The sequence below is a fragment of the Mycobacterium sp. IS-1556 genome (genome assembly GCF_001499985.1).
Taxonomy (GTDB): Bacteria; Actinomycetota; Actinomycetes; order Mycobacteriales; family Mycobacteriaceae; genus Mycobacterium.
On the sequence record NZ_LQIM01000012.1, the window covers coordinates 122426 to 136677 of the forward strand.

Here is a 14252-nt window from a genome sequence, read left to right on the forward strand (position 1 = left end):
GTCGAAATGCGGGGGCTTCTACTACAGACGATGGTAGACCGCGCCGCAACGGCGGCCTAATCGTCCCCCAGCAGCCTGCATCGGATGACCATCCGGCACTAGGGTGTTTAAGCGAGCAGCTGAAAAGCTCAACGCCGACCAGGAGTGCGCCTGTGACCACGCTCGAAGAAATTTCCGCGCTGACCCGTCCGAACCACCCAGACGACTGGACAGAGGTCGACACGCTGGCGGTCGACACCATCCGGGTGCTGGCGGCGGATGCGGTACAGAAGGTGGGCAACGGCCATCCCGGCACCGCGATGAGCCTGGCGCCCCTGGCCTACACGCTCTTCCAGCGCCAGATGCGCCACGACCCCAGCGACGTGCACTGGCTGGGCCGGGACCGCTTCGTGCTGTCCGCCGGGCACTCCAGCCTGACGCTCTACATCCAGCTGTACCTCGGGGGCTTTGGCCTCGAGCTCTCCGACATCGAGTCGCTGCGGACCTGGAAGTCGAAGACGCCGGGACATCCGGAGTTCCGCCACACCAAGGGCGTGGAGATCACCACCGGCCCGCTGGGTCAGGGGCTGGCCTCGGCGGTCGGGATGGCGATGGCATCGCGCTACGAGCGCGGCCTGTTCGACCCCGACACCCCGTGGGGGGAGAGCCCGTTCGACCACTACATCTACGTGATCGCCTCCGACGGCGACATCGAAGAGGGCATCACCAGTGAGGCGTCCTCGCTGGCGGGCACCCAGCAGTTGGCCAACCTGATCGTCTTCTACGACCAGAACCAGATCTCGATCGAACACGACACCAACATCGCGCTGTCCGAAGACGTCGCAGCTCGCTACCGCGCCTACGGCTGGCACGTGCAGGAGGTCGAGGGCGGCGAAAACGTAGTCGGCATAGAAGAAGCCATCGAGGCCGCACGCAAAGTCACCGACAAGCCGTCGTTCATCGCGGTGCGGACGATCATCGGCTATCCGGCGCCCAACAAGATGAACACCGGCAGTGCGCACGGGTCGGCGCTCGGCGAAGACGAGGTCGCCGCGACCAAGAAGATCCTCGGCTTCGACCCGGACAAGACGTTCGAGGTGCGGCCCGAGGTCATCGAGCACACCCGCAAGTTGGTGGAACGCGGGAAGGAAGCACATGCCAAGTGGCAGACCGGTTTCGATGCCTGGGCGGAGCGCGAACCCGACCGTAAGGCGCTGCTGGACCGGCTGCTGGCCCAGGAATTGCCCGACGGTTGGGACTCCGACCTGACCCACTGGGAGCCCGGCTCCAAGCCGTTGGCCACCCGCGCCGCATTCGGTCAGGTGCTCAACGACGTCGCACCGAAGCTGCCCGAGCTGTGGGGCGGTTCGGCGGACCTCGCCGGCAGCAACAACACGACGATCAAGAGCGTGAAATCCTTTGGTCCCCCGTCGATTTCGACTGACGACTTCACGGCGGACTGGTACGGCCGGGTGCTGCATTTCGGTGTCCGCGAGCATGCAATGGGCGCGATCCTGTCCGGCATCGTGCTGCATGGTCCGACGCGTGCGTTCGGCGGCACCTTCCTGCAGTTCTCCGACTACATGCGCCCGGCGGTGCGGCTGGCCTCGCTGATGGACATCGACACCATATACATCTGGACGCATGATTCGATCGGCCTCGGCGAGGACGGACCGACCCACCAGCCGATCGAACACCTCGCGGCGCTGCGGGCGATCCCGAACCTGTCGGTGGTCCGCCCCGGTGACCCCAATGAAACCGCCTACGCGTGGCGCAGCATCCTCGCCCGCGGCAACGGAAGCGGTCCCGTCGGTTTCATCCTCACGCGGCAGGGCATCCCCGTGCTGGAGGGTACGGACGCCGACGGTGTGGCCCGCGGCGGGTACGTGCTCGGCGGCGGAAAACCGGCCGACGACGCCGACGTGATCATCATCGCGACCGGTTCGGAACTGCAGCTGGCGGTGGAAGCCCGCAAGCTGTTGGCGGAGAAGGACATCTCCGCCTACGTGGTGTCGATGCCATGCGTGGAGTGGTTCGAATCGCAGCCGCAGGAGTACCGCGATTCGGTGCTGCCACCAACCGTTTCGGCGCGTGTCGCCGTCGAGGCGGCCGTCGCACAGAGTTGGTACAAGCTCGTCGGTGACACAGGAGAAATCGTCTCCATCGAGCACTACGGCGAGTCCGCCGACGACAAGACGTTGTTCCGCGAGTTCGGGTTCACCCCCGAGGCCGTGGTGGCAGCCGCGGAGCGCTCCATAGACAACTAGTGATCGAAAGGCACAGCAATGGCTCAGAATCCGAATCTCGCAGCCTTGTCCAACGCCGGCGTGTCGGTGTGGCTCGATGACCTGTCGCGCGACCGACTACAGACGGGCAACCTGCAGGAGCTCATCGACACCAGAAGCGTCGTCGGGGTGACGACGAACCCGTCGATCTTCCAGGCCGCCCTGTCGAAGGGGCACGCCTACGACGATCAAGTCAATGAACTGGCCGCGCGCGGCGCCGACGTGGACGCGACGATCCGCACCGTCACCACCGACGACGTGCGCAATGCCTGCGACGTGCTGGCCAAGCAGAACGAACTGTCCGACGGCGTCGACGGCCGGGTGTCGATCGAAGTGGACCCCCGCGTCGCGCACGACACCGACAAGACCATCCTCCAGGCGATCGATCTGTGGAAGACCGTCGACCGGCCCAACCTGCTGATCAAGATCCCCGCCACGATGGCCGGCCTGCCCGCGATCACCGCCGTGATCGCCGAAGGAATCTCGGTCAACGTGACGCTCATCTTCTCCGTCGAGCGCCATCGGCTCGTGATGGATGCCTATCTCGCGGGTTTGGAGAAGGCCAAGGAGGCCGGCCACGACCTGTCCAAGATTCATTCCGTCGCTTCGTTCTTCGTGTCCCGGGTGGACACCGAGATCGACAAGCGGCTGGAGAAGATCGGCTCTGAGGAAGCACTGAGACTGCGTGGCAAGGCCGGGGTGGCCAACGCTCGGCTCGCCTATGCGGCCTACGAAGAAGTGTTCGTCGGCGGCTCGCGCTACGAGGCGTTGAAGGCCGACGGCGCCCGTGTCCAGCGTCCGCTGTGGGCGTCGACCGGCGTGAAGAACCCGGACTACTCCGACACGTTGTATGTCACCGAGTTGGTCGCCCCGAACACGGTGAACACCATGCCGGAGAAGACCATTGACGCGGTCGCCGACCACGGCGTGATCACCGGCGACACGGTGACCGGTACGGCCGACGAATCGCAGGCACTGTTCGACGAGCTCTCATCGGTCGGAATCGATCTGCCCGACGTGTTCCGGCTGCTCGAGGACGAGGGTGTGGAGAAATTCGAGAAGTCGTGGCTCGAGTTGCTCGAGGCGACGCAGGAACAGCTCGACGCCAGCAAGAAATGACGGATTGGGTCAATCCGCTGCGCGACAAGCGCGACAAGCGGATGCCGCGGATCGCGGGGCCGTGCGGAATCGTGATCTTCGGTGTCACCGGCGATCTCTCGCGGAAGAAGTTGATGCCCGCGATCTACGACCTCGCGAACCGCGGCCTGCTGCCTGCGTCGTTCTCGCTCGTCGGATTCGCCCGACGGGACTGGGCGGACGAGGATTTCGGACAGGTCGTCTACGAGGCGGTCAAGAAGCACGCGCGCACGCCGTTCCGCCAGGAGGTGTGGGACCGGCTCGCCGAGGGTTTCCGGTTCGTCCAGGGCACATTCGACGACGACGCGGCGTTCGCCCGACTCGCCGAGACGCTCGAGAAACTCGATGCCGAGCGCGGGACGGGCGGTAATCACGCTTTCTACCTTTCCATTCCACCCAAGGCGTTCCAGCAGGTGTGCGAGCAACTGCAGAAGTCCGGGTTGGCCCGGCCGCAGGAGGGCCGCTGGAGCCGGGTGGTGATCGAGAAGCCGTTCGGCCACGATCTGCAGAGCGCGCGCGAACTCAATGCGGTGGTCAACAGCGTGTTCCCGGAGGAGTCGGTGTTCCGCATCGACCACTACCTCGGCAAGGAGACCGTCCAGAACATCCTCGCGCTGCGCTTTGCCAACGAGTTCTACGAACCCATCTGGAACAACAACTACGTCGACAGCGTGCAGATCACGATGGCCGAGGACATCGGGCTCGGCGGTCGCGCAGGCTATTACGACGGTGTCGGGGCGGCGCGTGACGTCATCCAGAACCATCTGCTGCAGCTGCTGGCGCTGACCGCGATGGAGGAGCCGGTCAACTTCGGACCGCACGAACTGCAGGCCGAAAAGATCAAGGTGCTTTCGGCCACGCAACCCGTTCAGCCGCTCGACCAGACCACGGCGCGCGGACAGTACGCGGCGGGTTGGCAGGGCAGCGAGAAGGTGGTCGGCCTGCTTCAGGAGGAGGGCTTCTCCAAAGATTCGACGACCGAGACCTACGCGGCCATCACGCTGGAGGTCGACACCCGGCGGTGGGCCGGCGTGCCGTTCTTCCTGCGCACCGGAAAGCGGTTGGGCCGCAGGGTGACCGAGATCGCGTTGATCTTCAAGCGGGCGCCGCATCTGCCGTTCGACAAGACCATGACCGAGGAGCTGGGCCAGAACGCGTTGGTGATCCGGGTGCAGCCTGACGAGGGCATCACCACCCGATTCGGCTCGAAGGTGCCGGGCAGTGCCATGGAGGTCCGAGACGTCAACATGGACTTCTCCTACGGTTCGGCGTTCGCCGAGGACTCCCCCGAGGCCTACGAGAGACTCATCCTCGACGTGCTGTTCGGCGAACCGTCGCTGTTCCCGGTGAACAGGGAGGTCGAATTGTCCTGGGAGATCCTCGATCCCGTTCTGGATTACTGGGCGTCACACGGCAAGCCCGAGGCGTACGAGGCGGGCACCTGGGGGCCGGCGTCCGCCGACGAGATGTTGCATCGGGTCGGCCGGGAGTGGAGGCGGCCGTGATCCGCGAAGGCGCAAGGAGGCGGCGGTGATTGTCGATCTGCCGGATACCACGACCAACGACATCAACAAGAAGATCACCGGTCTGCGCGAAGAGGGCGGGGCGATCACGTTGAGCCGCGTCCTCACCCTCGTGATCTCGCTGGATTCCGATGATCTGCTGGAAGATTCGATCGAGGCGGCCAACTTCGCCAGCCGTGAGCATCCCTGCCGGGTGATCGTCGTCGTGCCCGGTGACCGCGGTGCCGCCGATTCCCGGCTCGATGCACAGCTGCGCGTCGGCGGAGACGCCGGCGCTGGCGAAGTCGTCGCGCTGCGCTTGCACGGCGAGCTCGCCGACCACGCGTCCAGTGTGGTGTTGCCGTTCCTGCTTCCCGACACCCCGGTGGTGGCCTGGTGGCCGGCGGGGGGCCCGGATGTTCCCGCGAGGGACCCGTTGGGGCGGTTGGCGATTCGAAGGATCACCAACGCGACGCAGTGCGGAGATCCGATGGCCGCGATCAAGGGCCGCCTGGAGGGCTACACCGCGGGCGACACCGACCTTGCTTGGGCGCGCATCACGTACTGGCGTGCGCTGCTGGCGGCTGCGGTCGATCAGGAACCGCATGAGCCGATCACGTCTGCGTTGGTATCAGGCCTGCGAGAAGAACCGTCGCTCGATGTCCTGGCGGGCTGGCTGGCCGCCAGAATCGACGCTCCGGTGCAGCGAGAGGTCGGCGAGCTGAAAGTGGAGCTGGTGCGCGGCGGCGAGACGATCACGCTGCGACGGCCCCAGACGGGTGTCACCGCGACGCTGAGCCGCACCAGCCGACCCGAAGCGCGAATTCCGTTGGCGCGCCGCGAGACCAAGGAATGCCTGGCCGAGGACTTGCGCAGGCTCGACGCCGACGAGATTTATCACGAGGCTCTGCAGGGCATCGAGAAGGTGCAGTACGCGTGAGTCCGATCATCGAACGGTATCCAGACTCGGCAGCGCTGGTGGCGGCGGCCGGCGACCGGCTTGTCGCCGCGATCGTCGACGCGATCGACAAGCGCGGCGCGGCGCATATCGTGTTGACCGGTGGCGGCACCGGCATCAACATGCTGAAGCGCGTTGCCGAGCACAGTGACGGGATCGACTGGAGCAAGGTCCATCTCTACTGGGGCGACGACCGGTTCGTGCCCGAGGACGACGACGAGCGCAACTACAAGCAGACGCGCGAGGCACTGCTGGACCGGGTGGACATCCCGGTCGACAACGTGCACCCGATGGCCGCCAGTGGAGCGCAGTTCGGCGACGACCTCGATGCGGCCGCGGCCGACTATGAGCGCGTGCTCGCCGCCAACGCCCACGACGGCGAGCCAACGCCCGACTTCGACGTGCACCTACTGGGCATGGGCGGTGAGGGACATGTTAATTCGCTGTTCCCCCATACCCCGGCGGTCCGTGAACGCGATCGACTCGTCGTCGGCGTCGTCGACTCGCCCAAGCCGCCGCCGCGCCGAATCACGTTGACCTTGCCTGCGGTTCGACGGTCACGAGAGGTGTGGCTGGTCGTCTCCGGCGAAGGGAAGGCCGATGCCGTGGCCGCTGCGATCGGCGGTGCCGATCCGGATGACGTACCCGCCGCGGGTGCCGTCGGCCGCGAGGCGACCGTCTGGCTGCTCGACGAGGCGGCGGCGAACAAGCTCTGACCCCTGCGAAAAGATCGCCGCCTGTCAGTGGATCCGGGTAGTATCGAACACATGTTCGACACGCTCTGTGACGCGGCCGTGGCCGAGGCTATCGCCACGGCTTCACGCGAACAGAACGCCGCCTGTGGCCTGGAGATGCAGGCTATTGGGGAGTTGTACGCCCGACGGGCGCCGGCGGATGAGGACGAGCGGGACAACTGGGCCATCGACGGACACGCGAACGTGGTCGCCGAGATCTCTGCGGCATTGAACATCAGCCGCGGTCGAGCGGCAGGGCGGCTCAACTACGCGATCGACCTGCGGGAGCGCCTGCCCGGTGTGGCCGCGGTGTTCGCTGCCGGCGACATCGATTTCCGGATGATGACCGCGCTGGTCAGCCGTAGTCAGAACGTCGAGGACCCCGGTCGACTGGCCCGACTCGATGAGGCTTTTGCGCAATGGGCACCGAAGTGGATGAAATTGTCGGGACCCAAACTGACCGAGCGCATCGACATGTGGGTGGAGAAGTTCGATCCGGCTGGGGTTCGCGAACCCCAGCCGCCCACTGACGACCGCTACGTCGACGTCGGACCGATCAGCCCGGGCATGGTCGGGGTCTGGGCCAAACTCGCCTTCGTCGATGGTGTCGCCTTCGACACCCGCCTCGACGAAATGGCCGCCACGGTCTGCGATGACGACCCGCGCACCAAACGGCAACGCCGGGCCGATGCGCTGATGGCGTTGGCGGCCGGGCAGAGCGCGCTCGAGTGTGGCTGTGGCGCAGAGGATTGCGCCAGCGCCTGCAGGCAGCGTGAACAACCGCCCCTGAGCCAGCTCGTCATCAATGTGATCGCCGATCAGGCGACAATCGACGGTCGATCCGAGTCACCGGGATACCTTCCGGGGTTCGGTGCCGTGCCCTCGACGATGTTGCGCGATCTGGCCGCCGCCGCCCGGTTGCAACCGGTACGGCTACCGGAGCCGTGCGCCGAGCAGGGTTACCGGCCCTCGGCCGCGCTGGCGCGGTTCGTGCGTTGCCGTGACCTGACATGCCGATTCCCAGGCTGCGACGAGCCGGCCGCGGCGTGTCAGATCGACCACACGGTCCCCCTACCCCGGCGGGCCGACACATCCGTCGAATCTCAAACTGCTGTGCGTGTTTCACCATCTGCTGAAGACGTTTTGGTGCGGAGCCGACGGGTGGTCCGACCGTCAAGCCGCAGACGGCACGGTCGTGTGGACGGCGCCCAATGGGCAGACCTACACCACCACTCCAGGTGGTGCGGAGTTCTTCGAACAGCTCGGACAACCCACCGGCGAGGTCGTGCCGGCCCCGCCGACGCGTGGACCGGTCGACAGTCATCGCGGGGCGATGATGCCGATGCGTCGACGCACCCGCGCCGAGGACAAGGCCTACCGCATCGCTCTGGAGCGACAACACAACGCCGCGCGCATCCGTCGCATCCAACTCCTGCTCGCCGAGAGGCTCTCCCGGGACGACGAACCACCGCCGTTCTGACGTGCCGTCACTCGTGAGGGTCCGTCCGAATGTCGCGGCAACCGTCACGGAATCCAGCGTCGTAGTCAACGCTTCCGGTCATCGGTTTCGACAGCAGCGTGAGGTTGCGCAGATCTGCCGTGCATTGCCGGGCCGAGGTTTCTCGTTGGCTCACACCTATTCAGACGACGGGTTCTGCTCAGCGGTTCCACGGCTGCGGTGATAATGAGCGACATGGCAGACAAAGGTGGTAGGCCGGTGCGCACGGGGCCGGAACGGATCAGGAAGCTCGCGCAGGCGGCACTCAACGCCGACGTCACAGTCGAACAGGTCGACACCATCCTCGTGGGGCTCAGCGAAACCCTCGAGGACCTGAACAGTTCCACCGCCAACCTCGATGCCACGCTCGAGCGGTTCAACGAGACGATCAACCAGATCAACCAGCTCGCCCCGCGGCTCAACGCGGTGGTGGACCGCATGGAGGGCATCGTCGACCGGGTGGAGCGGATCGTCGGCCTCGGTGAATCGGTGATCTCGCCGCTGGCCGCCACCGAGCAGGCGGTGCGAGGAGCTGTGAACAAAGTGCGCAAGACCGCCGGATTGTGACGGCGGCTATCCGCTGTTGCGCAATGCGGTCGCCAACCCGCTCATCGTGAGCAGGATTCCCCGCTGGACGAGTTCGTCGTCGTCGCCGGAACGGTAGCGGCGCAACAGCTCGACCTGAAGGTGGTTCAGCGGTTCCAGGTACGGGAAGCGGTTGAACACCGAACGCGCCAGCGCCGGATTGTCGGCCAGCAGGTCGTCCTGGCCGGTGATGAGCTTGTGCATGCGGATCGTGCGGTCGTGCTCGGCGACGATCTTGTCGAAAACCCGGCGCCGCAATTCTTCGTCCTCGACGAGTTCGGAATAGCGGGCGGCCAATCCCAGGTCCGACTTCGCCAACACCTGTGCCATGTTCGACAGCACAGTGCGGAAGAACGGCCACCGCCGGTACAGGTCCTGCAGCACCTCGACCCGAGCTTCCTTCTCCGGGCCCTCACCCACATACTCCTCGAACGCCGAACCGGTGCCGTACCAACCGGGCAGCATGACCCGCGATTGGCTCCATGCCAACACCCATGGAATCGCCCGCAGATCGGCGATCGAGGTCGTGGGCTTGCGCGACGACGGCCTGCTGCCGATGTTGAGTGCGCCGATCTCGCTCACCGGTGTCGATGCCTTGAAGTAGTCGACGAAACCCGGTGTCTCGTGGACCAATTCGGCGTATGCCCGCTGGGCGCGTGCTGCCAGGTCGTCGAGCACCTCGTAGGCGGGGCCGGCGGCGTCGCCGAGGCCTTCCACGTCGAGCAGCGTGGCCTCCAGGGTGGCGGCCACCAATGTCTCGAGGTTGCGGTGCGCGATCTGCGGCTCGGCGTACTTGGCGGCGATCACCTCACCCTGTTCGGTGATCCGTAGCGATCCGTTCACCGCTCCCGGCGGCTGCGCCAAGATGGCGTCGTAGCTCGGGCCGCCACCGCGGCCGACCGTGCCGCCGCGACCGTGGAAGAGGCGCAACCGGATTCCGGTCTTGCGCGCCGACTCCACCAGATCGAGTTCGGCGCGGTACAGCGCCCAGTTCGCCGCCAGATAGCCGCCGTCCTTGTTGGAGTCGGAGTAACCGAGCATCACTTCCTGGCTGTCGTCACGCGCGGACACGATCGATCGGTACACCGGGAGATCCAGCACCGCTTCGAGGATCGACGATCCCCGTTGCAGATCGTCGATCGTCTCGAACAACGGCACGATGCCCACCGGGGCGTACGGCTGCTCAGCCGACACGTCGAGCAGGCCGGCCTCCTTGAGGAGAATGGCGGCCTCCAGCATGTCCGAAACGGACTCGCACATCGAGATGATGTAGTTCGGCACCGCCTGCGGCCCGAAGACCCGCACTGCCCGCGCGGCCGCGTCCACGATGTCGAGTTCCTTGCGGGCCAGTTCGGACAGGGCCGCACCCTCCTTGACCAGCGGCCGCCGAGTCGCCAGCTCCCCGGCCAGCAGTCGGATCCGTTCCTCCTCGGCCAGCGATCGGTAGTCCGGGTGCACACCGGCCCAGGCGAGAAGCTCCGCGATGACCTCCTCGTGCACTTCGGAGTTCTGCCGCATGTCCAGACCGCAGAGGTGGAAACCGAACGTGTGCACGGCTTCTCGCAGCCGTGCCAGCCGGTCGTCGGCCAGCACCGCGCTGCCGTTTGCGCACAGCGACTCGTCGACCACGTTCAGGTCGGCCAGCAGTTCGGCGGACGTCTGATAGCGCTCGAGACCCAGGTCGAGTTCGTGTTCCGGCTGCTGGTCCAGGATCTCCTGCGCCGTCGACGTGAGGCGGGCGTGGATCACGCGCAGCGCTCGCCGGTAGGGTTCGTCGGCGCGCGCGGGCTCGTCGCACCGGGCGGCCAGCGCGGCGAGGTCGTCGCTGATCCGGACCAGCCGCGCCGACATCGACAGCTCCTCTTCCAGCGCGGTGATCTCGGCGAAATAGTGGTCCAGCGCCGTGTACGCGGCGTTGGAGGTGGCAAGGCGCACCACCTCTGCGGTGACATTCGGATTACCGTCGCGATCGCCGCCGATCCACGACCCGGGCCGCACGATCGGCTCGTCGAGTAGCCCAGCATCGGGCCAGCGATCCTGTAGTTCCGCGCGCACGTCGGCGTTCACCTGTGGGATGACTTCGAAGAACGCGGCCGGGTAATAGCGCAGACCGGTCTCGATCTCGTCTTGAATCTTCAACCGGGACAACCGAACCAGCGCGGTCTGCCACAGCGTGAGGATGTGGCGACGCAGTTCGTGCTCGATGTCGCGACCGTCGTCGGTGGCAGCGTGGCCGTGCAGCCGCAGCCGCATCAGTTCGGTGATGCGGTGTTGTGTGTCGAAGATCGTGCGACGCCTGGTCTCGGTCGGGTGAGCCGTGATCACCGGCGACACCAACGCCCCCGCAAGCGCCTCGGCGACGGCGCCAGGCTCCAAATCGACCGAGTCGAGCTTGGCGTAAGTGGCGGCCAGGCTGCTGTCCTGCGGGGGCTCGCCGGCCGCCACGTGCACGGCGCGGCGACGTTCCCGATGAATGTCCTCGGCGACGTTGGCCAGCAGCGCGAAGTGGGTGAACGCGCGGATGATGGGGATCGCCTGGCGGATCTCGATGCCGTCGAACATGCGCGCCAGCGCCCCGCGGTCGATCTCCGAGCGGCGCACCCGAAACGACTCCACGCGGGCGCGCTCGACGAGGTCGAACACCTCCTCGCCGCTCTGCTCGCGCACGGTGTCACCGAGTATCGCGCCGAGCAGCCGGATGTCCTCGCGCATCGGCTCGGTGGCGTCGCGGCCCACCCGGGTGCGCCTGACCGCGCCTATCGGTTCCAGTCCGGCGACGTCAGCCATGACTCAAGTATCGGCGCCGCGGCAGCGGGCCGCAGATCGGGGGAAATTCAGTCCGGATTTGCTCAAACGCCCACCGCCGGCCCGGTTGGGTGCACGCTTTATAGATCACCATCAAGGAGGGCCGACCAATGACATACCACCTCCTGCCGGGCGCCCTCTGCGCTACGGCCATCGCGTTCGTGCTGCCCGGCATCGCCAGCGCCGCCCCGATCGACAACACCTGGGATATCGAGGAGTACGACAATTGCATCCAGAACACGACCAAGCCGCAATGGCAGTGCTGCATCGACTCCGGCGGGGTACCGACGTTGCCGTCAGACCCGAACGGCTGCACCGCGCCGCCCGCCGAGGGCCAGGGTTCGCAGCAGGGGCCGCGCGGCTTGCCGTCGGGGCCGGTCACCGGCGACCTGCCCGAGGTGCAGGGTGACCCCGGCCAGCCGCCGCGCACGCCCCTGCCCACGCCGATAGTGCCGATAGGTCCGGCGATCGGCTGACGCGGAGCCGGATCAGCTGTATTTGATCAGCAGCGCGACGCCGACGATCGAGACCAGCCAGATGCCGGTGACGAACAGCGTCAACCGGTCCAGGTTCTTCTCCACCACCGTCGACCCCGACAGGCTGGACTGGACGCCACCGCCGAACAGCGTGGACAGGCCGCCGCCCTTGGCGCGGTGAAGCAGCACCAGCAGCACGACCAGGACGCTGGTCACCACCAGGGTGATCTGCAGGGCCAATTCCATGGCCGCAAGACTACCTAATCGGCCGGTATGACTACGGCAGGGGCCCACCGGCCGCGATGGCCGACAACGTGGCGAACTGCTCACCGTCCAGCGACGCCCCGCCGACGAGCGCCCCGTCGACGTCCTCCTGCGCGACGATCTCGCCGACGTTCTTCGCGTTCACCGAGCCGCCGTACAGCACGCGAACACCCGCCGCCAGCTGCGGCGTGGCCAGCTTGCCCAGCTCGTCGCGGATCGCCTTGCACACCTCCTGCGCGTCGGCGGCGCTGGCGACCCGGCCGGTTCCGATCGCCCACACCGGCTCGTAGGCGATCACCGCCTGACCGATCTGCTCGGCCGACAGGCCGGCCAGCGAGCCGCGCAGCGACTCGACGTTGTGTTCGACGTGGTTGCCGGCCTCGCGGACCTCGAGCTGCTCACCGATGCAGACGATCGGCACCAGCCCGTGACGGAAGGCGGCCGCCGCCTTGGCCGCCACGATCGCGTCGTCCTCGTGGTGATAGGTGCGCCGCTCGGAGTGGCCGACGACCACGTACGTGCAGCCGAGCTTGGCCAGGAACGCACCGCTGATGTCGCCGGTGTAGGCGCCCGAGTCGTGCTCGGAGAGATCCTGCGCGCCGTAGGTCAGCAGCAGCTTGTCGCCGTCGACGAGGGTTTGCACACTGCGCAGATCGGTGAACGGCGGAATCACGGTGACGTCGACTTTGTCGAAGTACTTCGCCGGCAACGCGAACGCGATCTTCTGCACCAGCGCGATCGCCTCGAAGTGGTTGAGGTTCATCTTCCAGTTGCCGGCGATCAGCGGTTTGCGGCTCACGACTCGAGCACCTCTCACTCTTCTAAGACAGCGATGCCGGGCAGTTTCTTGCCCTCAAGGTATTCCAGCGACGCCCCGCCGCCGGTGGAAATGTGGGAGAAACCGTCCTCGTCGAGGCCGAGCTGCCGCACCGCGGCCGCCGAATCGCCGCCGCCGACGACGCTGAACGCGCCCTTGGCGGTCGCGGAGATGATCGCCTCGGCGACGCCCTTGGTGCCCGCCGCGAACGCCGGGAACTCGAAAACCCCCATCGGACCGTTCCAGAAGACGGTCTTGGCGTTGGACAGCAGCGTGGTGAACCGCTCGATCGAGCCGGGACCGATGTCAAGGCCCATCTTGTCTTCCGGAATCCGGTCGGCCGCGACGATCTCGGCCGTCGCGTCGGCGGCGAACTTGTCGGCCACCACGATGTCGACCGGCACATGGATCACGTCGGCGTAGGTGTCCAACAACTTGCGGCACGTGTCGATCATGCCCTCTTCCAACAGCGAGGTACCCACCGAAACACCTTGGGACGCAAGGAAGGTAAAGCACATCCCGCCGCCGATGAGCAGACTGTCGGCCTTCTCGGCGAGCGATTCGATGACCGCGAGCTTGTCGGACACCTTGGATCCGCCCAGCACGACGGCGTACGGCCGGTCCGTCGAGCTGGTCAGCTGCTCGAGCACCTTCACCTCGGCGGCCACCAGCGTGCCCGCATAGTGCGGCAGCAACTTCGCGACGTCGTACACCGACGCCTGCTTGCGGTGCACCACGCCGAAACCGTCGGAGACGAAAGCGCCGTCATCGCCGACGAGTTCGACCAATGCCTTCGCCAGCGCCAGCCGCTCGGCGTCGTCCTTGCTGGTCTCGCGGGCGTCGAAGCGGATGTTCTCCAGCAGCAGGATGTCGCCCTCGGTCAGGCCTTCGGCGCGGGCCAAAGCGTCGGTTCCGACGACATCACCGGCGAGCTGCACGTGCCGACCGAGCTGCTCGCCCAATGCCTTCGCGACGGGAGCCAACGAGTACTTCGGGTCCGGGCCCCCTTTGGGACGGCCGAGGTGCGCGGTGACGACTACCTTGGCCCCCGCATCGGAGAGCGCCTTCAGTGTCGGCACCGAAGCGGTGATCCGTCCGGGGTCGGTGATGTCGCCGTCATCATCGAGAGGGACGTTGAGGTCCGACCGGACCAGCACGCCCCGTCCCGAAACACCTTCTGCCAGAAGGTCTTCGAGCGTCCTGATCGCCACG

At 66.5% G+C, this 14252-nt stretch carries 12 protein-coding genes and 1 pseudogene; 9 read left to right on the forward strand and 4 right to left on the reverse strand.

What is annotated here, in order from left to right; translation table 11 throughout:
* Window positions 1-152 precede the first annotated feature (152 nt).
* The 8 genes and pseudogenes from tkt to AU187_RS09900 all read left to right on the forward strand — a co-directional run bounded on the left by tkt (window position 153) and on the right by AU187_RS09900 (window position 8660).
* Complete coding sequence (gene tkt, locus AU187_RS09870) at window positions 153-2246, forward strand: transketolase (protein WP_059099991.1); 2094 nt, start codon at window positions 153-155, stop codon at window positions 2244-2246.
* Window positions 2247-2264: 18 nt separating this feature from the next.
* On the forward strand, window positions 2265-3383 hold the full coding sequence (gene tal / locus AU187_RS09875) for a transaldolase (RefSeq protein ID WP_059099990.1): 1119 nt from the start codon (window positions 2265-2267) through the stop codon (window positions 3381-3383).
* Complete coding sequence (gene zwf / locus AU187_RS09880; RefSeq protein ID WP_059099989.1) at window positions 3380-4906, forward strand: glucose-6-phosphate dehydrogenase; 1527 nt, start codon at window positions 3380-3382, stop codon at window positions 4904-4906. The genes tal and zwf overlap by 4 nt, the downstream gene beginning before the upstream one ends.
* A 25-nt stretch (window positions 4907-4931) precedes the next feature.
* Entirely contained in the window at window positions 4932-5843 is a 912-nt protein-coding gene (gene opcA / locus AU187_RS09885) for a glucose-6-phosphate dehydrogenase assembly protein OpcA (protein ID WP_059099988.1), read from the forward strand.
* Window positions 5840-6577 (forward strand): 6-phosphogluconolactonase, encoded by a 738-nt coding sequence (gene pgl, locus AU187_RS09890; RefSeq protein WP_059099987.1) that lies wholly within the window; start codon window positions 5840-5842, stop codon window positions 6575-6577. The genes opcA and pgl overlap by 4 nt, the downstream gene beginning before the upstream one ends.
* 135 nt (window positions 6578-6712) lie before the next feature.
* Window positions 6713-7540 (forward strand): annotated as a pseudogene (locus tag AU187_RS25910) (DUF222 domain-containing protein); the annotation flags it as partial.
* A gap of 172 nt (window positions 7541-7712) precedes the next feature.
* Window positions 7713-8075 carry a hypothetical protein gene (locus tag AU187_RS25915; protein WP_286131901.1) on the forward strand — a complete coding sequence of 121 codons (363 nt, stop codon included), beginning with the start codon at window positions 7713-7715 and terminating at the stop codon, window positions 8073-8075.
* A gap of 213 nt (window positions 8076-8288) precedes the next feature.
* Window positions 8289-8660, forward strand: a complete 372-nt coding sequence (locus AU187_RS09900; protein ID WP_059100172.1) for a hypothetical protein — start codon at window positions 8289-8291, stop codon at window positions 8658-8660.
* 6 nt (window positions 8661-8666) lie between these two features.
* Here the strand turns inward: AU187_RS09900 and ppc are convergent, their stop codons facing one another.
* On the reverse strand, window positions 8667-11465 hold the full coding sequence (gene ppc / locus AU187_RS09905) for a phosphoenolpyruvate carboxylase (RefSeq protein ID WP_059099985.1): 2799 nt from the start codon (window positions 11463-11465) through the stop codon (window positions 8667-8669).
* 128 nt (window positions 11466-11593) lie between these two features.
* On the opposite strand from ppc, the gene AU187_RS09910 reads away from it, so the two are divergent.
* Window positions 11594-11959 carry a hypothetical protein gene (locus AU187_RS09910; protein WP_059099984.1) on the forward strand — a complete coding sequence of 122 codons (366 nt, stop codon included), beginning with the start codon at window positions 11594-11596 and terminating at the stop codon, window positions 11957-11959.
* 12 nt (window positions 11960-11971) lie between these two features.
* On the opposite strand, the gene secG is transcribed toward AU187_RS09910, so the two are convergent.
* The 3 genes from secG to AU187_RS09925 are packed head-to-tail and all read right to left on the reverse strand — an operon-like array spanning window position 11972 to window position 14251.
* Window positions 11972-12205: a preprotein translocase subunit SecG gene (secG, locus tag AU187_RS09915; RefSeq protein ID WP_019348649.1), complete on the reverse strand. Its 234-nt coding sequence runs from the start codon at window positions 12203-12205 to the stop codon at window positions 11972-11974.
* 31 nt (window positions 12206-12236) lie between these two features.
* Complete coding sequence (gene tpiA / locus AU187_RS09920) at window positions 12237-13022, reverse strand: triose-phosphate isomerase (RefSeq protein WP_059099983.1); 786 nt, start codon at window positions 13020-13022, stop codon at window positions 12237-12239.
* Between the two features lie 14 nt (window positions 13023-13036).
* The gene (locus tag AU187_RS09925; protein ID WP_059099982.1) at window positions 13037-14251 is read right to left on the reverse strand and encodes a phosphoglycerate kinase; all 1215 of its coding nucleotides are present in this window, start codon (window positions 14249-14251) and stop codon (window positions 13037-13039) included.
* Window position 14252 lies beyond the last annotated feature (1 nt).

Bases quoted from the DNA above. Each gene is read 5' to 3' on its own strand.
- AU187_RS09900 (WP_059100172.1), top strand. From the start codon at position 8,289: ATGGCAGACAAAGGTGGTAGGCCGGTGCGCACGGGGCCGGAACGGATC.
- secG (WP_019348649.1), bottom strand. From the start codon at position 12,205: ATGGAATTGGCCCTGCAGATCACCCTGGTGGTGACCAGCGTCCTGGTC.
- AU187_RS09910 (WP_059099984.1), top strand. From the start codon at position 11,594: ATGACATACCACCTCCTGCCGGGCGCCCTCTGCGCTACGGCCATCGCG.
- tal (WP_059099990.1), top strand. From the start codon at position 2,265: ATGGCTCAGAATCCGAATCTCGCAGCCTTGTCCAACGCCGGCGTGTCG.
- zwf (WP_059099989.1), top strand. From the start codon at position 3,380: ATGACGGATTGGGTCAATCCGCTGCGCGACAAGCGCGACAAGCGGATG.
- ppc (WP_059099985.1), bottom strand. From the start codon at position 11,465: ATGGCTGACGTCGCCGGACTGGAACCGATAGGCGCGGTCAGGCGCACC.